At 57.0% G+C, this 22,069-nt stretch carries 17 protein-coding genes; 1 reads left to right on the top strand and 16 read right to left on the bottom strand.

The features are described from left to right. Positions 1-124: 124 nt before the first annotated feature. Positions 125-421, bottom strand: coding sequence for a hypothetical protein (locus tag CFB24_RS11040; RefSeq protein WP_244593132.1), 297 nt, complete (start codon positions 419-421; stop codon positions 125-127). A 494-nt stretch (positions 422-915) separates the two neighbouring features. After that, positions 916-1,179, bottom strand: a complete 264-nt coding sequence (locus CFB24_RS22560; RefSeq protein WP_111390628.1) for a hypothetical protein — start codon at positions 1,177-1,179, stop codon at positions 916-918. A gap of 538 nt (positions 1,180-1,717) precedes the next feature. Between CFB24_RS22560 and CFB24_RS23055 the strand changes: the two genes are divergently transcribed. Continuing rightward, positions 1,718-1,864 (top strand): hypothetical protein, encoded by a 147-nt coding sequence (locus tag CFB24_RS23055; protein WP_158255158.1) that lies wholly within the window; start codon positions 1,718-1,720, stop codon positions 1,862-1,864. 72 nt (positions 1,865-1,936) lie between these two features. Here the strand turns inward: CFB24_RS23055 and CFB24_RS11035 are convergent, their stop codons facing one another. The 14 genes from CFB24_RS11035 to CFB24_RS10980 form a co-directional block, all read right to left on the bottom strand. Then, the gene (locus CFB24_RS11035; protein WP_141098432.1) at positions 1,937-2,344 is read right to left on the bottom strand and encodes a hypothetical protein; all 408 of its coding nucleotides are present in this window, start codon (positions 2,342-2,344) and stop codon (positions 1,937-1,939) included. 35 nt (positions 2,345-2,379) lie between these two features. Then, on the bottom strand, positions 2,380-4,218 hold the full coding sequence (locus CFB24_RS11030) for a TniQ family protein (protein WP_088520661.1): 1,839 nt from the start codon (positions 4,216-4,218) through the stop codon (positions 2,380-2,382). Then, positions 4,215-5,219 (bottom strand): TniB family NTP-binding protein, encoded by a 1,005-nt coding sequence (locus tag CFB24_RS11025; protein WP_210190740.1) that lies wholly within the window; start codon positions 5,217-5,219, stop codon positions 4,215-4,217. The genes CFB24_RS11030 and CFB24_RS11025 overlap by 4 nt, the downstream gene beginning before the upstream one ends. A gap of 92 nt (positions 5,220-5,311) precedes the next feature. Continuing rightward, on the bottom strand, positions 5,312-7,492 hold the full coding sequence (locus tag CFB24_RS11020; RefSeq protein ID WP_088520659.1) for a DDE-type integrase/transposase/recombinase: 2,181 nt from the start codon (positions 7,490-7,492) through the stop codon (positions 5,312-5,314). After that, complete coding sequence (locus tag CFB24_RS11015; RefSeq protein ID WP_088520658.1) at positions 7,489-8,190, bottom strand: PDDEXK family nuclease; 702 nt, start codon at positions 8,188-8,190, stop codon at positions 7,489-7,491. The genes CFB24_RS11020 and CFB24_RS11015 overlap by 4 nt, the downstream gene beginning before the upstream one ends. A 1,847-nt stretch (positions 8,191-10,037) precedes the next feature. Beyond that, on the bottom strand, positions 10,038-10,271 hold the full coding sequence (locus CFB24_RS22555; protein ID WP_141098431.1) for a hypothetical protein: 234 nt from the start codon (positions 10,269-10,271) through the stop codon (positions 10,038-10,040). A gap of 32 nt (positions 10,272-10,303) precedes the next feature. After that, complete coding sequence (locus CFB24_RS11005) at positions 10,304-13,366, bottom strand: TrlF family AAA-like ATPase (protein ID WP_088520657.1); 3,063 nt, start codon at positions 13,364-13,366, stop codon at positions 10,304-10,306. Between the two features lie 1,043 nt (positions 13,367-14,409). Continuing rightward, positions 14,410-14,691 carry a TM2 domain-containing protein gene (locus CFB24_RS24080; RefSeq protein WP_088520656.1) on the bottom strand — a complete coding sequence of 94 codons (282 nt, stop codon included), beginning with the start codon at positions 14,689-14,691 and terminating at the stop codon, positions 14,410-14,412. Between the two features lie 71 nt (positions 14,692-14,762). Continuing rightward, positions 14,763-15,203, bottom strand: a complete 441-nt coding sequence (locus CFB24_RS22550) for a hypothetical protein (protein WP_141098430.1) — start codon at positions 15,201-15,203, stop codon at positions 14,763-14,765. A 59-nt stretch (positions 15,204-15,262) separates the two neighbouring features. After that, a complete protein-coding gene (locus CFB24_RS22545) occupies positions 15,263-15,442 on the bottom strand; it encodes a hypothetical protein (RefSeq protein ID WP_141098429.1) in 180 nt (59 codons plus the stop codon). Beyond that, complete coding sequence (locus CFB24_RS10995) at positions 15,439-17,289, bottom strand: TniQ family protein (RefSeq protein WP_158255159.1); 1,851 nt, start codon at positions 17,287-17,289, stop codon at positions 15,439-15,441. The genes CFB24_RS22545 and CFB24_RS10995 overlap by 4 nt, the downstream gene beginning before the upstream one ends. 4 nt (positions 17,290-17,293) lie before the next feature. Beyond that, positions 17,294-18,310 (bottom strand): TniB family NTP-binding protein, encoded by a 1,017-nt coding sequence (locus CFB24_RS10990; protein ID WP_158255160.1) that lies wholly within the window; start codon positions 18,308-18,310, stop codon positions 17,294-17,296. A gap of 11 nt (positions 18,311-18,321) precedes the next feature. Next, positions 18,322-20,601, bottom strand: a complete 2,280-nt coding sequence (locus tag CFB24_RS10985; protein ID WP_088520653.1) for a Mu transposase C-terminal domain-containing protein — start codon at positions 20,599-20,601, stop codon at positions 18,322-18,324. After that, a complete protein-coding gene (locus CFB24_RS10980) occupies positions 20,598-21,323 on the bottom strand; it encodes a PDDEXK family nuclease (RefSeq protein WP_141098428.1) in 726 nt (241 codons plus the stop codon). The genes CFB24_RS10985 and CFB24_RS10980 overlap by 4 nt, the downstream gene beginning before the upstream one ends. Positions 21,324-22,069 lie beyond the last annotated feature (746 nt).

Here is a 22,069-nt window from a genome sequence, read left to right as displayed (position 1 = left end):
GGCCGGCTTTGCTGGAAATGGCGGCGGGCGCCTGGGGCGGGCGGGGGCGCGGCTTAGCGTCAAAAATGCAAAATCCCGACTTGCGGTCGGGATCTCTTGCATTTTCGCCCGTGGGACGGCGGGGTCAGCCTTGCGGCCGGCTCCCGTGGTAGCCGCGCGCCGGTTGGTCATCGACCGAACGGCCGGGCTCCCGCGCATTCAGCAACCGTTCGTGCGAGGCGCGCGCATAGGGCGCGATCCACCACGCCAGCGGGGCCGAGGCGATCAGCGAGGCCGCGACGACATAGGGCATCAGGGTCATGGCGATGTTGGCCAGCGGCGTCGCCATGAGCAGCACCATTCCGACGCCGAAGACGACCGCCTGGACCATCATGTAGATCAGGGTGGCGATGGCGGCGCGGTTCGACATGTTGTTTGTCATAGAGTCCTCCCAAACTATTGTTTTTCAACGCGCGCCGCTGTGGTTGTGTTCCAGAGCGACGGGGTTTGGGAGGGGGCGAGAGGCCGTCCACGCGGCGGCGCGTCGGCTGCGCTTTGATTAGGCGTGCGCTTCGCCGTCAATGAGCGGGTGTGTCGCCATCAATCCCGTCGAGCCTTGCGACGTTTGCGCACCCTCTCCCCGCGCGCGGGGAGAGGGCGGGGGTGAGGGGGATCTGCGATTTGAGCGGTCTGCGCCGGTTTGGCGGGCGGACGTGGATGGGGCGAGGCGAGCGCCGGAGCCCCCCTCACCCTAACCCTCTCCCCGCTCGCGGGGAGAGGGGATGGCGCCCTATCTGAGTAAGGGGGTCTTCATTATTTTAGTATTCCCTTGAGAAGGAAGTGTGCCGTCTTGCGGTTTTCTAATGTTTTTTTGTCTCTTTCTGGAAAAAGATGTCTCAAATGGAAGTTGTAAGGGGGTGGGTAAATTTATGTATTTTATGTCTGATAATTTGAAGTGCCGACTTTGAGTATACGTTGTGCGTTTATGATCTGACGCAAAGCTATTCGGTGCGGTACATTGCATTGATTGACGATTAAATGGGCGTCAAAATTTAATGATTCGACAAACTTGATTGGTAGAAGATAATGATCGCAAAATCGGTCAGCTTGCCATTCTGCGCTTTGTTCTTTTGGAATTGATGGAAGCCGCTCGGCATCAGCAGCAGAAAAGGCTTTTGCTGTTTTGTCATGAAGAAGCATGTGCCCAATTTCATGAGCAATGATTTCATGTGAGTCTGGATCTCGATAGTCTTTCGCTTATTGATAGCTGTCTGAATCAATAAACATTCGCAACGGGTCGTATTTTACGCGCGCCGGAGGCGTTCCTTTCGGCGCGCTAAAGGTGTTCACTTTTAGGAGCCCTTTTTGTGGTATTGCTATACTTTCAAACCATCGCAGTGCTTGCAACGGTGAAATTGCAAGCTCGTGTTCTTGACCAAGAGATTTCCTTACACTGTTCGCGAGTATAATTATGTCGTCTTCAAAGACGGCCTTTACCAGGTGATCGATAGGTTCTGACATTGTAGCCAGAACGAAAAAACCTACGCAAAACTGTCAATTTTCGACCTCTTCCGACCGCTAATCCATTCGCAAACAGAACGAATATTTCTCTGCGAAGACCATGGCGAATTGGAGGTCCGGCGCGCAGCCTGAACTCAAACGCTCGTCAACCGGCGCCGCAACCATTGCGGCCCGATGTGGTTTATGCGCCGTGAAGAGGTCTCAGATGACTATGCGTATGACTCAGATCGCCATTGTTGGCGCCCTTGTGCTCGGTGCCGCACTTTACGCCAGCAAGATCATAGGAAATGGCCCGCCTGCACAGAACCGCGTCAGCGCATTGGTGGCCGAGGCGGCGCCGCTTAACCCGCAGTCGGGCTACTGAAACGGCGCACGCATAAGATATTTTGGCGGGTGTCGTCCGACAAATGCGCCTTAACGCTCTTTTATGTTGAGATTATGCGTATTTATCGAGCCGCGATTTTATGTCTTCGATCAAGTCGAACAGACCAGCTGTGCCGAATTTCTTGAAATAAGAAGACCCTGTGGTGTGATCTATCAGATGGCGTTCACGCTGGGAGAGGCCCGGTGCCAGGGTGTAGATGACTTCTTTTCCGTTCTCGAATGCCTCAACGCAGGTTGAATTCGGAAGCGACGGATCGATGTAAACGACAATTTGAAATGTCCGGTTTTTTACTTGATGGGGTTCTTCCCACTGGATATCAGCTCCGTTGAGCATTTTTTTCACCTTCTTTCTGCGAACCTTACGCATCGCCTTGACGGTCATAATGTGCGGTTTTCCATCGTTGTCAAAGCTTGAACGGTAAAGGTGCGGGCGATCGCGCTGCGATGCCGCATTCGCCACGGTTCGCTTGTACGTCAATGCCTATGGGGTGCAGATCATTCCACCTCCGCCCGCCGATAGAACGTTGCTCCGAACGCCTCCCTGTCGAGCGCGGGCCTGACGCCGCGCTCCTCCATCATGGCGATCACGCCGCGCCTGTGGCGCCCAAGCGCCTCGGACATCTCCGTCAGCGAGACATACTCGCGCCTGAACCTGTCGAGTTCCTCGCACGTAACGACATCGACCGGGCAGCGGTTGACCGGGTTCACGGCCCGCGTCGCCCGCAGCTTCCCGGCGGCGATCAGGGCGCTGACGACGCGGTTGTTGGTCCGCAACTCGCGCATGAGGTCGCGGCCCGTCAGCCCCTCCAGCGCCGGGCCGCAGACGTGGCGCCTGATCTCCTCGACATCGACAAGGACCGACATGTAGCCCCCGGCACCCTCCAGACGGCCAACACGAGTAAGGCGACGATCAAGGATCAGCCGGACGACCTCGGCTGCCGAGCAGCACGCCCGCTTGGCCGCCCATGGAATGTCCGCCATCGGCTCGACCGCCTCGACCATTGGCTCGGCCCCGTCGAGCAGGCGATCCAGGAACGCGTCGAGTTCCGCCCTGGAAAATGCGTTTTCGCCGATTCCCGGCGCTCCCGCCGCCACGAGAGGCCTGATGAAGCCGTGCTCGGCCAGCAGTCTCGCCTGCACGCGCCCGGCGTTGAGGTAGCTCTCGACCTCCTTCAATGACAGTCCGACGGCGGCCTCCATTGCGTCGCGCGCGGCTTCGGCGTCGAACAGGACGAGGTTGTCCGGCCTGCTCTGATGGTCGTCGGCGATCAGCGCCTTGGCGGCGAGCAGCTTGCGGAGGCGCTTCGGATGCGCGCCGATCTCCAGAGACGCGGAACGGATCGAATGAATGCGGCGGCGCTCGACCGGCTGGCCGAGAACGACATCGCCGGGGCCGACCGGGGTCGTCTCGCAGACATGGCGCCGCACCACGTCGCGCACCGGGTCGAAGGAGGTGTCCTCGGCGCCGAAGGCAATCCACTGAAAGAGCCGCCCGAAAGTGGCCTGCGGCCCATCGTTTCCGCCGCGCCCATAGGAGAACGTCGCCTGAAGGTCGGCGAGGAACTCGCGAATGCTCGTCTCGCCGCCCGCCGCAATCCCGAAGCCGATGGCGCCAGCCTCGCGCCACTCGTCGTCGGTCAGGAGCTTCAAGTTCGGCGTGCGCCCATGAACGGCGACGGCGCCGACCATCTCGCAAGTCTTGGCGGCGGCATAGAATTCCAGACCGTCGAGCCATGGAGACCTGCCCACGACGCCTGCCAGCCGGTCGAGGAGATAGGTTTCGAGGGAGGACGGCGCACGACGCGCCGCGTGTTCGGCCAGACCGTCGAGGTCCGCAACCGCCGGCGCCATCAGCAGCGCGAAGTCGTGCAGCTTGCTGGGAGTGGCGCCGGCAACGGCATCGACCAGCGCCATCTCGTGTACGGGGCAGGTGCGGATCGCGCCCAGAAGCCAATGGACCCGCCCATAGGCGGCAACCTCCGGCGCGCGGCCTGATGCCGCGATGTCGTCACTCAGGCAGGCCGGGCAAACGTGAAGCTTGTCCCGGCGCAGGGCGGGCTTCAGCAGCCTTTCGTCCCGCAGCCGAAAAATGGCGTCTCCCTCGCGCACGATGGCGCCGGCGACGACGTTTTCCTGCGCCGCGTCCGCCATCCAAGCCAGCGCCGACAGGGCGTCGCCGCGCCCGTCGACCACGCCCTGAAAATCCAGCCCCACGTCGAGACAGAGCCTGCGAGCGGAGTCTACGCCGTTGCACCGCGCCAGCCGCGACAGGAACGATGTCGCCGACTCGTCGCGCCCGAGGGGCACGCGCGGATGGAGCTTGCCGACGGTCACTTCGTCGCTCGCATCTTCCGGCGCATCCGGCGGCGCTTGTCCATCTCGTCGTCATCGTCCGGGGCGATGACCGCCTTCCGGTGGACGCGGGAGCAGTCGATCAGGTGGTAGTCCTTGGCGAGGAAGGGGTTGGCCTCGTCGGCGTTTCCGGTGCGGCGCGCGAAGCCGGCGGCGAAATGGCCGACTTCCAGCGTATCGCCTCCAACCATCAACGCCTGTTCCGCCGCCTCGCAGGCGAGTTCGACGGAGGTGCCGAGTTGGAACAGAGAGGCATGCATCAGGCGCGGCAGAAATCCGGCCATCTTCGGGATGTCCACGCGCAAATTGGCCGCCTTGGCGAGATCGCCGACGATCTTGGACAGCAACGGAAGGTCGTCAGCATCGAGCGGCTGGAACCGGATGAACACGCTGCGCCGGAAGACCTGCGTGTCGATTTCTAGAAACGGAACGATTGAGGGCAGGCCGGAGAGGACCAGCAGGACCGGGTGGGTTTCGTGGTTCAGGAAGGTCTTGAGGCTATTCAGCATCTTCTGGACCTCGTCGACGTTGGCGGTTTCGATCACGTTCTGGAACTCGTCGAAATAGATCACCCGAACGTCCATCATTCGGACGCGCTCGCGCGCCATCTCCCACAGGGTCTCGGCGTCCTTCCTCGCGACGATGATCGGATAGTCGAGGGCGCGGAGCAGGGCGCGCGCGAGGCTGCCGTGGGTGCAGCCGCCCCGGACCCGCACCCTGACGGCTGGGCATCCCGAACCGGCGACGCCGAATCCGGGGAACGACGGGTGCTTGAGGAACATGCGCCCCAGAGCCGCGCTCTTGCCCGCGCCGGAAGCGCCCGTCAGAACCAGGCATCTCGTGTCCAACCTGTCGGCGGCCTCTGGCGGCAGAAGACCGGAGATTCGCATCAGAAGGCGCCCGATCATGCGGTCCAGTTCGGCCCTCAAGGGGTCGTCACGATGGCCGAAGGCGAAGTAGAGGGAATAGACGTCGGCGAGCACGCCCAACCGCCTCATGTCGTCCTCGGACTGCGAGAGGCTAAGAAGGGCCAGCGTGTCCGGCTTGCCTTGGGTGTTCTGGTCGTCGGGCATGGCTAGTCCTTCTCGGTCCTGATGGTGCGGCTGGAGGCGCCGGTACTCGGCGCGGCAGGCGAAGGCGCACCGCCGCTTCCGGTCGGCACGACGCGCGACCTGAAATCCTTCGGTGCGACGGGCTCGCGATCAGGCCAGTCGGCGTCGGCGGGCGGCATGGTGAAGCCGAGCATGATGTCCCTTTCGGCGCGAGCGATGGCCTTCTCGCTGGGGATGGTGGAGCCGATTCCCCGGAGCCTGACAGCGTCCTCGCTGACGCGCTGGATCTCCTTGATGGCGTTGAGGACGATGTCGTTGTCCAAGCCCCTGCCGCCGGGATATTCCCGGTTCAGCTTGCCGGCGACGGCCTTCCATTGGCCGAGCGACAGAGACTGCTTCAGCCTGTCCTCGTCGAAGATTATGCATGGCGCCGGGCGCCACGCGCCGTCGATCAGCACGCTGGCGCGGCGCAAGTCCTTCAGGTGGACGCGCATCTCCACGTCGATCTTGCCCTTGTCGCGGAAGAGCTGCTGCAATTCCGGCGACTGGTAGGGGATGCCGGCGAACTCGACGCCATTCGGGCCGAGCGGCTTGGCGAGATGCTCGCCGAAGATCGCGCGTGCGGCGTCCATGTCGGGCGGTGGCGCGATAGGAAAATTCTTGGTCAGGCGCAGCCAAGCCTCGCGCGGCGTCTCGCCGCCCAACCCGTCGTGCGGCAGGTTGTGATAGACGTCGACCACGTACAGAACGAGGCAGCGGCAAAGTTCCGCAACGGTCAGGCTGGCGCGCTTCTCGCTGTCGTATCCGGCCTTGGCGACAACGTTGGCGAAGGTCTGCCCGGTGAAGCGGGAAATCAGCTGCGTTCCGACAGTCCTGAAGACGCGCTCGATGTGTGCGCGCAGGCTCGGACAGCCACGCGGCGGCTGCAACGAGGCGACCTGAAGGTCCATGATCGCAGCCACGACGCGCCGCGAGACCAGCGATCCGCCCCAGTCGCTGGCGATCTGGTGCGGGCGCCCGAACATGTCCCACGGCGTCTTCGCGCCGACGGCGAGCGCCATGTCGGTCTTGTCGCCGACCATCATCTCCAGCACCGCCATGGAGTTGGTGGAAGCCACGGTCTCGCTGAGACGCATGCCGAGAATGCAACGGGTCGCCACGTCAATGGCGACGCAGACCCACACGCGAACCCGCTTCAACTTCTTCTTTTTCTTGTCGGTCAGGTCGTTCCATGCGCCGGTCCACGTCAGGAGAACGTGCAGGGGCACGCGCCACTCGTCGATCTCGACGCGCTGGAGCGGGCGCGTGACGTCGATGCCCGACGAGTTCGCGGGATAGCGCTTCCTCGCGGCGTCGATGCCGTGCCGCCCCGCATAGCGCAGGAACTGTGGGAGTTTTCTGGCGTGGTTCGAGATCGTCTTGTCGCAGGGGCGCGACAGCTGGTCGTCAGACGCCCTGTTCGCGTTCTCCTTCCTAAGCGCGACGGCGAGATTTTCGACGATTCTCGCGACCGGAACGCGGCGCTCGTCGGTCGCGCCGCAGACGCCATTGATGGCGTTGTCGAGCAACGCCTTGACGTCGGGGTCGAGACCGTTCCTGTTGCCGCTCCTGTAGCGACCGTCGCGCAAAACCCGCAGGTCGAAGCCGTAGCCTTCGAGCCTGATCAGCCAGTCGCGCACGGTCGCGGCGCAAGGCTTCTTGCGCTCGACGACAGTCGCCTCGGCCATGACGATGCCCAGCCTGTTCTTCTTCTCAGGCACAATCTTCCTGCCGATGTCCATCTTCGACACGACCGCATGGATGGCGTCGATGGCCCGGCCAAGACCGTCGTCCGAGCGGCTTGCCGCCTTCAATTGCTCCATTTCGAGGAAGCGCCGACAGAACTCCCACTTCCACAGGATCGTGGACTGCACCTTGGCGGGCAGGTCGGAAAGATAGGAGATGTCGCCCTTGGCGAGCGCCTTCTGCTTCTCCGCCGAGAAGTGGTTGGGGACGTGGCGGAATCCGGTGGTTCCGCGCCAGCGCTCGATGTCGGCGTGGGAGACATTCTGCGTGATCGACGGGTTGTCGAGGCGCGCGAGAACGTGCCCTTCCGGCGTCGACTCGACGAGGGAAAAGTCATGCCTGCCGATGCCGATCAGGTCGTCCTTGTCGAATTTCCAGATGCGAACGGGCGCGGAGCCGCCGGGGGAATGCACGTTCATGGCGGCGAATCCCTGAACGGGGCGCCGGTCCGACGCACACGGGCGCCGTGGCGGATGCGCCGCGAGTTCATCACCTGAAGCACGCCGTCGCCGATCAGACGCACGACGGCGCCGAACGCGCGCGGGCCGAGGCCAGTGGCGTCAACCAGGCATTGGATCGTCGGCTCCCCGACGAGGTCCGCAACGATGCCGCGAACGGCGGCATCCGCCTCCGGGTCGTCGTGGCGGCGCATGTCGTCGATCAGGACGGCGTCGTGGACCGTATCCCGGTCGCAGTCCTCGTCGGTGATCAGCAGCACGCCGTCGGCGAAATCCATCGAAACCTGAAGCGCGATCAGCTTGACGAGATCGTAAATTCCTTTCCGAGCGGCGATTTCCGCCGGCTTGACCATGATGGCGAGCCGGGTTCCGTCGCGCAGATGCAGCATGAAATCGAAAGTGTGGTGATGGATCTCGCCATGCTGGTCGACGTATTCGACCGCCGGCGGCTGCTCGAATATATCCAAGGCGTCGGGCATGGCGAGCAAGACGAGCGCCGCCTTCCATTCGAGGATGGACTCGCAGTGAACGACGTGCGGATCGAGACCGGCGACAAAGCGGACCCGCCCGGAAAATCGCTGGTTCTCCGACGGCTTCGGCGGCAGGCGCGAGGCGCTCGACGGCGCGGGCGACCGGAAGGCGCCGTTGTCGGCGTCCAAGTCGGCGCTGCTTGGTAAAGGAGACATTCGCGTCGGTCCGTTTGACCGGCGCCGCAAGGAGGAGGATCTTTGTTCTTGCGTTTTCGGGTCGACGCAAGCAAGATCATCCCACTCGGCGGAAGCCGGGATGCAGAGAGTCGCCCGTTTTGTCTTGGTAGGATTCGGCGGGCGGTTTGAAGAGATTGGGGACGCTCCGAAGGTCGAAGTTCGGGACGTCCCTTTTCATTTCTGGTCTAGTTCAAGGCGGCCTCTGTTGCGGCTGGGGTGATTCGCTGTTGACAAGCTCACGTTGCAACAGCCAGCGGCGAGATGCGAGTCGATCGGAACTCCAGCTTGACCATGACTGTGACCGCGGCGTCCGGATTCTATTGGTCTGGCGAGGAATCGAAAAAATTTTCAGCTGCCGCCAAAATCGCTTGAATTGCCAAGACCGCGTTGCTGAAACGACACGAAAAACCCGCCGAACGGAGCATCCGGCAGGTTCCAACACGACATCGCTGGCGAGATTTTGCATGGGAGGGGACCGCGCTGGCGCCCTCCCGACATCAGGTCGTCTTGCAGACTCCGGGAAGGGCGCACGGAGCCGCCTGGGCGATCGAAGTCGCCTCAGATTCCGGCTCGACGCCTATGAGCTGCATGTTTCGCATTTGTTCAGTTTAGAACACAGCATGAACTTTGGCAAGAACTAAATCCAGGCCGTGTTGACGTGGAGTTTTCTGGCGCTATTCCCGTGGGTTAGACCTCTCAGACGCCTTGTTGAAGCTCCAACTCAGCCGCCAAATCTTCGCTAAAAGTTGCGATCGCTTCAACACCTCTTTGTTCCTGCTCACTCGGGCGGCTGACATTGCCAGCCACCCGGTTTGCCGCAAGCGGAAGCGATTTCCGCTTTCCTTTACTTCGGCCTTATGCCTTCCGCCCTTTGAGATATTTCTCGATGAGGTCGGCGTATTTGTGCATGCCTTTCTGGCGAAGTACGGCGACCAACACATACCATGGCGGGGTCTTCGCTTTATAGTCACCCGGTCCATTGTACATACCGCCGCCGGGACCAGTATAAAGCCCTCCTCCCGGTCCTGTATAAAGGCCACCGCCGGGACCTGTGTAGAGACCGCCGCCCGGACCCGTATAAAGGCCGCCGCCGGGGCCGGAGTAAATTCCTCCACCCGGCCCCGCGTACATTCCTCCGCCGGGACCAGTATACATGCCGCCTCCCGGTCCAGTGTAAGCTCCACCACCCGGTCCAGTGTACAGACCTCCTCCCGGGCCGGTGTAGGCTCCACCGCCCGGTCCAGTGTAAAGGTTGCGTGGCCATGCCATTTTGAAATTTCTCCTGTGATGATGCCAAAGGCTCATCGACTCGGAGGCACGAATCCCGCTAACCTGATTTTGCCGATACAGGAGAGGTTCGCCTCTTCGCCCCGCGCGGCCTTTGGCCTTCCCGCGGTAACCGAGGTCGACTCTGTCGGCCTCGGTTTTCTTTTGCCATCGCTGCATGAGCGACGGCCAAATCGATCTTACTTTGTTCCTTCTGCGACTTGGGCGACTGGCATTGCCAGCCGCCCGCTGCTGCGAGCGGGGAACACCTCGCTCGCATGTCGCCTAATTCATTGTTTTTACTGTGTGAGCAGAATATTCATTCCGTCTGCGTGGGAATATGCTTCCATTGCGGAGGAATTATCGTTCTGCCCACAGACATTGGTGTCGCTTTGAGTTTGGTTTTTCCTGCATCGCAATCATAAATCAGAGGTTTAACCATTCCGATCGGACTCGGTTTTTCCCTGAATTTGAATCTGGTTTTTCCCTAAATTGAAAAAATAATCCAGCAGGGCGATCTGCTGGATTGAGTCTCAGTTCGTGTGTTGCCAGTCCGCGATGTTGTTGGATATTCCCAGCGAACCGAGATCGACTCCATTGCTGGGTCCGAACGTGTGTCCGCCAGCGACGTCGTCGGCGGCTTGTTGAGGAGAGTGGTAACTACCGAGCGCCTCGTCGTCATAAACAACATGATACCTTATGCTGCCCAAATCCTGTCTTGGCACAATCCAAACAGTGCCTTTTCGTGTGTTCCAGTACCATTTCATTTAATACCTCCCAATGGCTTGCCATTGGATTATCAGTGATATTTCTGCCCTCTGTTGTCGAAGGCGATTTTGGTTCCTTCAAGCACATCAACGACAGCTTTGTTTATTGTCTGATTTTCGATTGAGCCGGAATGGTATGAGATTCGTGCGCCATTTTTCCGATCGAATGTTGCATGGATGATTTGTTCGGCGTCGCACACGACTGCGAGGTTCGGATTGTGGGTCACCATGATGATTTGGCGTGTTTTCTTTGCCTCGTTCAGAACCGGAACCAGCAGGCTTACGACGGTCTCGTTGTCGAGGTTTTCTTCTGGCTGATCCAGCACAATGGGATTGCGTCCTTTGTCGACCAGCAGGTAGAAAATCAGAAGCAAAGCACCGCGCTGCCCAGGTGACAGCTGCTCAATTTGCGTATCCTGGAAGAGCAATGTGTATTTTGGTTCTAGATATTGTAGGCCAAAGATGTAGCTATATACGTCTGCCGGCTCTTTGTCCTTGCGCATGATGGTGCGTATTCCGGGAATATGGTTCTGCCCGTCAGCGCTTTCCTCAAGGAGTGTGGCTATTTCAGATGCGAAAGCGACGCAGTCGTCGGCAGAGTCGAACTGGTATTTCTCAAACCGTGTTCTCACGGCTGCAAAGCTTTCATCTTCGCCGCGGATTTCACCTCTAAGTTGTTTAATTCCACTGAATAGCTGTGAGGCGACCGTTTCTGGCGAGCCTAGAAGCTTAGATTGGAATTGGAGCTTATAATGATCGCGGATGAGGGAGTTGGTTTGAATCAACTCCTGCAATGGCGCGAATAGCTCTTCGCGCGCTTTGCGCTGTTCGTCGAGAACGCCGAAAAGTTGTCGTGTAATCTCCAGCCTTTCTGCCTTTTTGTCTGTAAGGAAGTCTCCCAGTTTGTCTATCTGAGTCAGGCGCCTCCGCAGACCTCTAAGGCTATCCGGCTCAGTTTCTGAACCGTCTATTGCCTCCAAGGCAGCTTTCCATTCTTTCACTGCCTGTACATAAACTTGATATTGCTTCTGTGGTTCGTTCAACTTTTCCGCGAGACACTTTCGCTCCTCGATCAACTTGAATTGCTCTTCGCCAATATCCTTAACGGTTTTAGATATAGTTTCGTCTTCCAAACTGAGCGCTTCTTGATGGCTATTAAGTAGCGTTCGGTTTATTGAAAGCGTGATTAAATCGCTCGTGTTAACGCCAATAATGCTCAGGTCGTTGGCGATCTCATTTGTAAATTCTTTAAATTGTCTTTCGACCAACGCAAGCCTATCATTGATGCTCCTGATAGACCTTTGTTTCTTTTTAATCAGCTGGTGCGCCGGATTGGTGGCCTTGTATCCAACCTCAAGCTCTTCCAGTCGTGCGGATATTTCTGCAAGTCGTGAACTAGCCACGGCTTGTTCTGGGCTTAGCTCTTCCGCAGGTGGATTAACCGCAGTAGGCTCTAACGCCTTTTGCCCTTCGTATTCGCCTATCTTTAGTCTGATCAGTTCTTCGATGTTCTTTTTGACCTTTGGGTGAAGTTGGTCTTCTGTTTCCACGATCTGCTGGTTGAGGGCCCGCAACGACTTTCGAAGCTCGTTGATCCGAGCTCGGAAGACACTCTCTTGCTTTTCAATGAGTTGATCGAAATCAAGTGCGTCCAAGCGGATGCTGGCAGGTACGTGTGAAAAGATGACGCCTCGGAGTTCCTTTTCAAACCGGTCGGTTTTTCCTGACACATGATCGTTGCACAGGGCCTCGAAACGACCTTGCGGGATGTATCGCACAAGTTCGACCCGGTCTACCGATGGGTCATCTGCTAGAGGCATGGTGCTGGGATCACCGGCGAGCCATGATAGCTCACCTATGAACTGTCTGGCTGGCTCTCCGGCCTTCCCGCGGAAACGATCCTTCTTCAAAAAGGAGAAGTGAATGCTCTGCTGTGAGTTTCCGAGCAATGCGATGATATCTGCGAGGGCGCTCTTTCCGCTTCCCTTGTTTCCAATGATTGCAACCAAGTCTGGATTAAGTGGGATTTTTACTCCATCAAGCCATGCATCTTGAATCGTGCTGTTGTCAGCTTTCCGAACGCTTACGCAGTCGATATAAAAAGTTTTGTTCTGCTTGATGCGGTCCAGCTTTGGCGGCTGCTCCCCGATGTATGAACGCTTCGCAGGTTCCTTGAGCGCTTGCAGCAAGCCCTTCCAGGTTGGGTCGGCCTTGATCCATGTGCGCTTCCCCGACGGAAAATCGCCATAGCCGCGTTTGTCATTGGTGCCATTTCCTCGGAAACAGTGCGCGTCGCTACCCGAAACCGCCAGTCGTGGAATTCCCTTGAGGGCGGCCTGAAAATTGGCGAACCAGGCTTTGTTCTCTTGCGTCTCTATGCCCGCGAAGGCCGCCCATTGCTCAGGCTTTCGGGTTTCGAAGATTGGCGAACATTGGAATAGCCCGAGTACGTATGCGTAGTGCCTTGACCACTTGACGGATTGAAGCCCGTCATTGGTCGAGAAGGGCATGAAACCGACTGCCTGCGAGTCGGGCACGAGGCGGATTGCCTCCTTGTAGGAATCAACGTTTATCTCGGCAATGGTGCACCCAGCTTTGTATGCTTCGGCCTCGTTTCCGATGATTGTGCTTTTGTCAAAACCATGTGTAGCTAATATATCGTCTCCGACTTGCCGCGCATATCCTATAAGCGCGTCACGGGAAAGTGGCTGGTTGGTCAGCTCTAACTTTAAACGCGATAGGAAATCCTTTAGATGCTGGTCGCTAATCTTGTCTGAGAAGAGAACGTGCGCATTGAGGCGCCCTTCAATAGGCGCGGCGAGTCGTAGCTCTATTCCAGGAAAGACGGTCTTTGTTAGCTCTGGAGAACCTTGCTCCCGCCGACGCCTTTGTAGGGCGAACCATCCTTCGAAGTTCCAATAATCCATTATCGAAAATGCAATTGGCCGCGCATCGTTCAGCGCGCCAATCATCTCGTCGACCAACTGAGCGTTCCGGGCAGCGTCGGCTCCAAAATGCTCACCATTCCAGTGGAATGATGCGGGTGTATGAATGTGCAAATCCCATTCGCGCCACTCCGATCCCCTGGAATACATTGTTTTACCTCGCAATTATGTCTTTTGAATCAAGCCTTGGCGCGGCTGAGGCGCAAAAAATGATAGCGCGTTTCAAGCCGAGCTGAAGCGAAAAAGTTCACAATTAGGTATGTTTTCCTGGGGCAATGAGGCTAAAATTTCCTGCGCAGGCGATTCACTCGTTCATGTGGGGCTCGCGCTGGTGGATCTTTGTCGTTGGCGCGCTTTAGTCTAGCTCATTGGATTCAGTCGCTGCGCCCTTCAGCGGCTCCGCTTGAGATAAGTGACGCAGCGTCAGCGTCATGGCGGTACCGCTTGGTACAATAGTGTAAATCAGGATCGCGATGGTCGTACATTATACATTCGACTGGTTATTCTGTCTTCGCTGCTTTTTGAAATGTTTGCGTTTTGAGAGTAGTTCGCGCGGATCCTGTTCCTTCCCGCTGAAATTGTTAGTCGTTAATATCATTTAGACTGGATTGAGCCAGTCCCATTTTGCGGTGGTTGATTTTGGTTTTTGATTATATCTTTGATTGATACCGCTGAACTTATGGGGCAAGCCTCTAGCATCGGCTTCATTGCTTCTTGCGTTTGCATTACTGGCAGTTCTAAAGTCCAATTATACCCATCGTCACGTTCAATAAATGCTGATATTAATTTTGCATTTTGTATTTTTTCATATGTTTCTCTAGAAAGATTTGCAGCTATTCGCCCAAGCGTTCCTATGGTTACGTATTTGGACGTTATAACATTCCCATGGTCGATCCTTAGTGAAACAGTTAGTAATTCGTTTGGGTTCCACGTTATGCCTGGTATGCCAAATGTTAAGTATGGCTTTTCATGCTCACAGTCTATTCTTAAGTATGGGCCTGCATTCGCGTTGAGCGGTGTTTGTACTGCGACGGATTTATCATCGGTGATTGGGTCTGTTCGTGTTAGTACAGCCCAGCTTCCAATTACATATGGTTTATTCGCAATGCGGTGTTATTGTTCGGCATAGACATGTGTAGACCAGAAAGATGTTACTGCTGCTAAAACCAAGCATGAGAGATAGATCGGCATTTTCATTTGGCAGATTCCTTAACCAGGGGAAATCGGGCGCTTATTTTGAAAAGTGAATATTGATTTCTAAACAGCCCTCCTGAGGCAATGCGCACATGATATGACATTGTGAACAAGTCGAGTATCAGTCCGATTAAGAAAAAGCCGAACGTAAAAATATATATTATTCCCCATCCTGGCCTGTTTAAATAGAATTTGTGGGCTCCTAAAAACCCGAAAAACAACCATAAAAGGTATGCTGTTCCGACGCTTTTTAGAGGCACAGAGATTTGATATTGAGTCATTGTTTTTTCCTTTGTTATCGCTTGTTGAACATTTATTGATTTTGATAGTGTTGAGAGAAAATTATGTGATATTAGAAATCGCCAATCACCCGTATGCACACCTTCGACAATTCCGTTACTGGGTTGTTGCCTTCGAATGAATCTCCAGATATCTCTTCGTTTTTTCCAGCACTGAGTATGCTCATCATTGGTTTTGCAACAATAATGAATGCGAAATCGTTGTTTTGGCGATAACCAACTAATTGAATGTCTAAATGGACATCCTTGTCTGTACGATTTACGCCAGACGCAGAAAAGTGGAAAGATTTCATATTTCGCGAAAACAGCGAGTTCCCTCGTTCCATATTAAAGTTATTTATCTTTACGCCATTCTTATTGATTTCCGCATTGAGCAATTCCTCTATTGAAGAAAAGCATTTTGTAGGTCCGATTGCGAGTGTCTCTGATCTTGCGGGATTAATTGCGAGGTAGCTCATAACGGCTATTGCGGCGAATTGTTTGTATTGTTTCATTGCGTTTCTGATCGCTTATGTTTTGGTATAAAAAAGTGTTCCGCATCAGTTGTTTTATGTCAATAAAAATAATTTCGTCGATTGAAAATGACGCGGATAAAATTTGACCGCATGATTTGTCCACGTCCGCGGTGAGGCGCTTTCCAGAGGGTGGTTGCCTTTACGCTGATGCTCACCGCCTCGGCGAGATTTATGCCAGTTGCTGCGGCGAGCGCCGCGAACACGATATCGCGTTTCACTCATGCTCCTGTACTTTGCTTCTTTCATAGAAGGTCGCGTGAACCCTTTTTGGGTCGATCGCTGGGTCAATATCCATTTCATACAAGAGCTTTTTCAATGTCAGTGGGTGGGTGTCTGCTTTTTTTGCCAATTCAGTCAGCGATACGTAGGTCTCCTGAAATGATTTGAATTCGGCGTGGGGCGTAATCATGACTGGGCAGCGGTTGACTGGATGGATGTGTTTCTCCTGTCGCAGAATTCCCTCGTCGATCAGCGCGCGTACGACTGCGTGTGTCGTCTTCAGCGCCTGCTGAACCTGTTGCGCCGTGAGGCCGTCGAGGGGCTGCAGGTTTTGCGTCTTCGCCTTGACTTCCTGCAGGTCGACGAGGACGGACATATATTTGTCCTTCGTCGTCAGTCTGCCCACCCAGTTCAGCTTCCTGTCCAGGATCATGCGGACGATTTCGGCGGCTGAGCAGTTGGCGCGTTTCGCCGCCGCTGGAATGTCGAATTGTTCTTCGCCTGCGGTTGCCACAGGCACGGCGTCTTGCATCAGCCGCGCGAGGAAGGCGTCGAGAGTCCTGGTCGGGAATGAGCTCCATCCGCCCTGGTCGCCTATGTCGCTGGTCGCAATCGCCGGAACGAGGATGCCGGCGTCGACCATGACCTTTGTCTGGACACGTCCAGCGCCGATATAGTCCTCCGTGTCCTTTCGTGTCAGTCCGGTGAGCACGCCGTCATCGTAGAGCTTCTGGACTGCTTCGGCGTCCATCATGAGGTGGTTGTCGTGAAGCCCTTCGTGGTTTGCTGGGATCAGCCCCTTGATGGCGAGGATCTTTCTCAGGCGCTTGGGGTGGACCTGAAATTTCTTCGCCGCCGTCCTGATTGAATGCACCTGGCGTTCTTCCACGATCCTGCCCAGCAGGGTTTCGCCAGCGCTGATCGGCATGGTTCTGACAATGTGCTGGTGGAAAATTGCGCGGAAGGCGTCGAAGTCGCTGCTTTGGGCTGAAAACTCCGCCCATTTGTACAGTTGGTCGTATACGCCCTGGGGTCCGTCATGGGCGACGCCAGCTCTCGGCGTGAAGGTGCGCTGCAATTCCTGCAGGAAGGCGCGGATGGAATCTTCTCCGCCCTTGGCGATTTCAAATCCTGCCTGGCCCGCGCTTCGCCAGTCGTCTTCCGAGAAGCTGCTCACGGCCACATGTCGTCCGCTGGTCGCGATGGCGCCGATCATCTCACAGGTTTTTGCCGCGGCGTGGAACTCCATGCTGTCCAGGAAGGGTATGGCGCTGGCCAGGCCGTTGAGGCGTCCGACCAGGTAATGTTCGAGCCCGGATGCGTCGCGGGCGATCGGTTCGAGCGCGCTGATCTGGGGGAGCCGAGATGCTATGGCGCCGGCGAAATGGTGCACGGAGTTGGTCTTGTCCTCCACGCCGAGGTGTTCCAACGCGACGCTATGGTTCACGCAGGTGCGGATCGACGTGATTTTCCATTGCAGGCGGTCGTAGATGGCGATCTCGGGCGCCAGACCGAAAGTCCTGATGTCTTCCGCCGCACATAGCGGGCAGATCCGGATGTGGGTCAGCGCGCAGGTGGATTTGATCAGCTTTTGGCCGCGGATGCGGTAATCCGTACCGTCGCGCACGAAGGCGTTGGCCTGAAGCTGCTGTTCGTCGGCTCCAGAAACCCTTGCGAGCATTCCTATGGCGACGGGGTCGCCGTCGGCGATGCCCTGAAAGGGCAGGCCGAGGTCTGTGCAGAAGCGGCGCAGATGGTGGATATTGTGAAGGTGCGCCAAGCGCGACGCGAAGCTTATTGGTGTTTCGTCGATTCCGGGCGTCAGTGTTGGGCAAAGCTGTTGCATTGTCTCATCTTCTTCTTCTGGAAGTTTTCTTGGTGGCTTGCGCTTCCTGATCCTCGTGGCCGTCAAACACATCTCTGAGGTGCACACGGCGGGAATTGATCGCTCGCCAGTTGTCAGCGACGAAGGGGTTCGCTGGCGCGGCATTTCCTGTCCGCCATACATAGGCGGTGGCGAAGTGCTCGCGCGTCAGTTCCGTTGCGCCGGCCTCGAGGGCAATTTCGATCGCCTCGAGCGTCATCTCGATGATGACGCCGAACCTTCCGTTGGAGGCGTGGATGAGCCGCTCTGCGAGCTTGTCGCCGAAGGTGACGGCCAGAGCTGCAACGTTCGTGTAGCTCTTGATGATGGCCTTGATGACTGCCGCATTGGATTCGTTGATGGTTTCGAATTTCACGAAGCGCGTGCGCCGTGCGACCTGTTCGTCTTCCGTGAGAAACCGTTCGATTTCCGGCAAGCCCGAGAACATCAGGCAGACCGGATGTTCCGGCGAGTTCATCAGCGATTTCAGCGTGTCTCTGATGCGTGTCGCCTCGTCCTTCTTGGCGATGGACGTCACGTTTTGAAGCTCGTCTATGAAGATGATCTGCGTTCCCATCTGCGCCAGTCGGGCGTGGACCATCTCCCAGATTTCATGTTCCTTTCTGTCCGCGTTGAGCGGATATCCCAGCGCTCGCAGGATGGCGCGCCCAAGCGTCTTGAGCGTGCAGGGCGCTGGGGTGGTGACGCAGACGACCTTGCAGGACGGCTGTCCGAAGTCCGGCAGGTTCGGGTTGTTGGCAAATATGCGTCCGATCGCCGTTGTTTTCCCTTCGCCGCTGTAGCCGGACACCGCCACGGCGCGTCCCTCCGCGAGTCTCGCGCCGTTGGCTATTTGATTGGGCATCTGGCGAAGGCTGCCGCGCCCGACCAGCCACTGAAATATTTCCTGCAGCTTTTCGTCGCGCGGTGATTTGATGTATTTCATGCGCAGGTCGCGCATGATCGTGCGTATTCGATCTGGATCTGGTGTATTCTGGTCCATTATGTTTCCTTTCAGTCCTCGATGTTCCATCCTTCAGGCAGTTCATCGTCATCGTTGTCCTCCTGGCTGGGTGAAGGGGTGATTTCGCCAGTCTCCGGGTCGAAGTCGATCCGCTCCTGCGGCGTTGGCCGCGGCGCAGGTGGCGTGGGTTCCGGTATGGGCGACGCTGTGTAGCTTCCAGGCGGACTGGGCGTGATGGCGCGAGCGAGGATGTCGCCACCGGCGATCGGGTTGCTCAGCGCGGCGTCGCGAGATTTCCAGGGGATTTCGACCATTCTTTCGTGCCTGTCCACGACATCAGGCGTAATGATCGGGCACGCGATTGAATGCTCCAGCCTGGCGGCCTCGCCGATTTCCTCAATGCGGTCGAGCGCATCGAGGGCGATCTCCTCTGACGGAATGTTCTGGGACTTGAACTGGTCGCGCAGAACCTTGCACGTGGCAATCCATGTCACCATGCTGACGCCCTGCATCTCTTTGGTGATGCAAGGGATGTTGGCGAAGCCTCTCGCGCCGAGACGGACGGATATCCAGCCGAGGTCGCGACGGTCAGCGATCACGTCGACTTCCGTGCCGTCGCCAACCTGACGGAAATATTCGTTCAGGATCCTGTTGTTGTAGAAGTTGTTGAGGACTCGGACCCCTTCTTTGTTCACCTTGCGGGTGAGTCTGATGCCGCATGCGTTGCGTCGACGGTGCATGTCTGGCGCTGGCAGAACGCCGCGTTCCCTTTCGAGCCTATTCCAGGCGTTGGCGGGTGTTTCACCGCCCAAGCCTTCGTGTCCCTCGTTGTGATAGACGTCGACGAGGTAGAGCACCAGGATGGTCGCCAGCTGCCCGATCGTCAGTGCCGTTAGGTCTTGTTCGGTGTTGTTGCGCTTGGTGACATTTTCGAACGTCCGTCCAACGAGGCGGCAAAACGCCTGGATGTCGATCGTGCGGAAAATCCGCTCGATCTTGCCGCGCAGGATCGGCACGGCGGCGGGCGGATTGTCCGACTTGATGCCGAGGCGCGCGCACGCGTCTTTGAAATTGTTGGATAAAAAGGCGCTTCCCTGGTCCGTCGCGAGTTTCTCGCAGCCTGCGTGGAAACGCCATGTCGATCTCGCTCCGGCGGCGACGGCGTATGCGCTCTTGTCGATCATTCCCATTTCGAGCGTGGCTATTGCCGCTGCGGCTGTCTCTGTCGGCGCCATGTGTGCGCCAACAATCACTTGGCTTGCGCAATCAATGGCCAGGCATAAACGCCATCGCCCTCGATCGATTTCGTCCTTCTGTTCCGGCGAAAGGTATTTCCATAGTTGTCCATGGCGAAGCCATATGATGATGTGGACCTCCCAAAAGTCCATTTCCCAGCGTTCACCAATCCGGGTTATTGTAACGCCGCCCATAACAAGCGCGAAATGCTTGCGGGCTTCATCCGGCCCTTCGCGTCCGGCAAAATTGTAGAATGCGCCGTTGGCTTCAATACGCGCGTTGAGTGTGTTGTAGTCTGGACATCCTAGGGGAGGCAGGTTTTGCTTCGTTCGTGTCTTGTTGATCCGCTTGATGACCGATTTCATTTTCCGGAATATGTCAGCGACGCTCAGCCTGCTGGTGCTGGCGTATTTCAGCGACATTCCGAACAGGATCTGCTGGACTTCCTGGTCAAGCGGCGACGGCTGCGGTCCGTAACGGTAGGCGTCGATGATTCCAAGTACGTTGCAGTCTGCGTCCTGGTAATTCCTTAGCCATTGGCGCACTGTTTTGCTGCAGGGAATCCAGCGGTGGTAACCTTCTCGATCTTTGCATTTTTTCATCGCAAGCTTGTCGAGTTCGCTGCCCCTGGTTTCGAAAATGAGCTTCAATCCACGCTGGATGCCGTCATCAGATTTTCCGATTATTTTCGCCTTTATCAGATGCTGCAGTCCGTCGCAGATTATCTGCTTGAGTATTGCACGGTTTTGGCGATTTCTGTGGAGGTCTTCAAAGTACAACCCGCCTGTCCGTAAGCGTATCGTCGCCGTCTCAGGCGCAAAGTGATCTTTATCGTAGAGATATCCACCGCTTTTCTTAATTTCTGCGATGTCTTCGTGTGTGAAGCTTTCCACCATCTTTGTGCCGTCGAGGCGCTCGAGGGAGTGCCCGATGGTGGAACTGGAGACGCACCGGTAGTAAATTCCGGCGTTTTCTCCTTTGAGACCGATGCCTATGCCAATGCGGTCATACGGACCGTAGTGTTCGCGGATTACCGGAACTGGCTGAACTGCAGGTGGTTTCGGCAGGTAGGAGACGAGAGCTTTGCCCTTCATGCTGCCGCCCTCCCAGTTGCGGGGCGGCGCACGGTCGCTGGGTAGTCGATCAGTGTGTCGCGGGCGATCTCGAGTTCGCCCTCGTCGATCATGCGGACAACGGCGCGGAATCCCTTGCCCTCCAGCCCGCTGGCGGCAACCAGCATTTCGATGGTTGTCGTGCCGTGTAACGTTGTGACGATGTCGCGGATTTTCTCGTCGGCTGACCGGTCATGGTCGCGCCGCACCGCCAGGATGAGCTCTGAATTCCTGACCAGATTTATGGGCAAATCGGCGTCGGTGACGACGGCGTATCCGTCGGCGAGCGCGCAGCCCTGCGCCGCTATAGCCTCGACGACGGCGCGGACCTCTTGCGCACGCGCAGCTGATCGCACAGCGATAGCGATCCTTGAACCGTCAGTGAGTTGGGCCAGGAAGTCGAAGTGGTGCTTTTTCCACTTTTGCTCGACTTCGTCGAAATAGGCGACTGGCGGCAGCTGCTCCACCAGATTGATGACGTCGCGGCGCGCCAGCAGCACTATCGCACAATTGCTCTCCAGGAGGCTTTCACATTGGACTTTCCGCACATAGCGCGGAATTCCCACGATTGCCGGTATGGTGGAGCGGCCTGTCCTGCGCGCTTTCATGCTGAATTTGCGCGATGCGACCGAAGGGAGCGGTTCGCGCCAGAATTCGTCCAGCGGGTCGTCGAACCTTGTGTCTGTGTTGACTGTGGTCGTCATGGTCGCCCCCATCTGGTGGCGACGCTGTTGCAAAGTTTAAGCTTCGTTGTACTGTTTGAAATTGCGTGTGTTTTCGGGCGCATGGATACTGTCCGGGCAAGCGTCGGCGATCGGCGGAAAGCTTAAGCTTTCCGCCTGGCGGTGCTGTGCGCGGCGATACTGGGACTCTTGCGCTCGAACAGACGTGCGCGCTTTACCCACCCTTGAAAATCAAGCGGGTTTGTGCGATACTTTACTTAAGGATTTTGGTCGATCTGCTGGAAGTTCCTAGGCTTGTGCAGCAGTTCGATGTCGATCCCCTTCGAGCGCGCGGTCTTCGGATCGCGCGTTTTCGTTGGGGTGTGGTGCTACGGCGGCATTGAATCCCTCCTGATCTAAGGCTTTGCAAATGAGTCCCTTATCCGTGTTTCACTGCCGAAGGGGACATTGGGGCTTTGAATTTTTTTACGGACTCGATGTTCGCGTTTTGTCCAGATTAAGATCGAGTGGCTCTTCGATTATGGCCTCTGAGGTGCCTTTTTTAAAAAAATTAACACAGATTTTTCGGTGAGCAAGATGATTGCATGCGCCACTGAGGTGATGCTGCGCGTTACGTTCCATGCATGGAGCATCTTTCAAGCGCGCTGATACGTGCCGCACGGGCATTGGCCGGCTGGTCTCAGGCTGATCTTACCAGGGAATCAAATCTTGGTGTTCGGACAGTGAAGCGGGCCGAGGATCGCGACTGCAATCGTCGCGCGGACGCG

This window comes from Rhodoblastus acidophilus (assembly GCF_900187365.1).
In the GTDB taxonomy this organism is placed as follows: Bacteria; Pseudomonadota; Alphaproteobacteria; order Rhizobiales; family Beijerinckiaceae; genus Rhodoblastus; species Rhodoblastus acidophilus.
The sequence above is the reverse complement of the archived record's forward strand: the minus strand, read 5'-3'. Positions and strand labels throughout refer to the sequence as shown.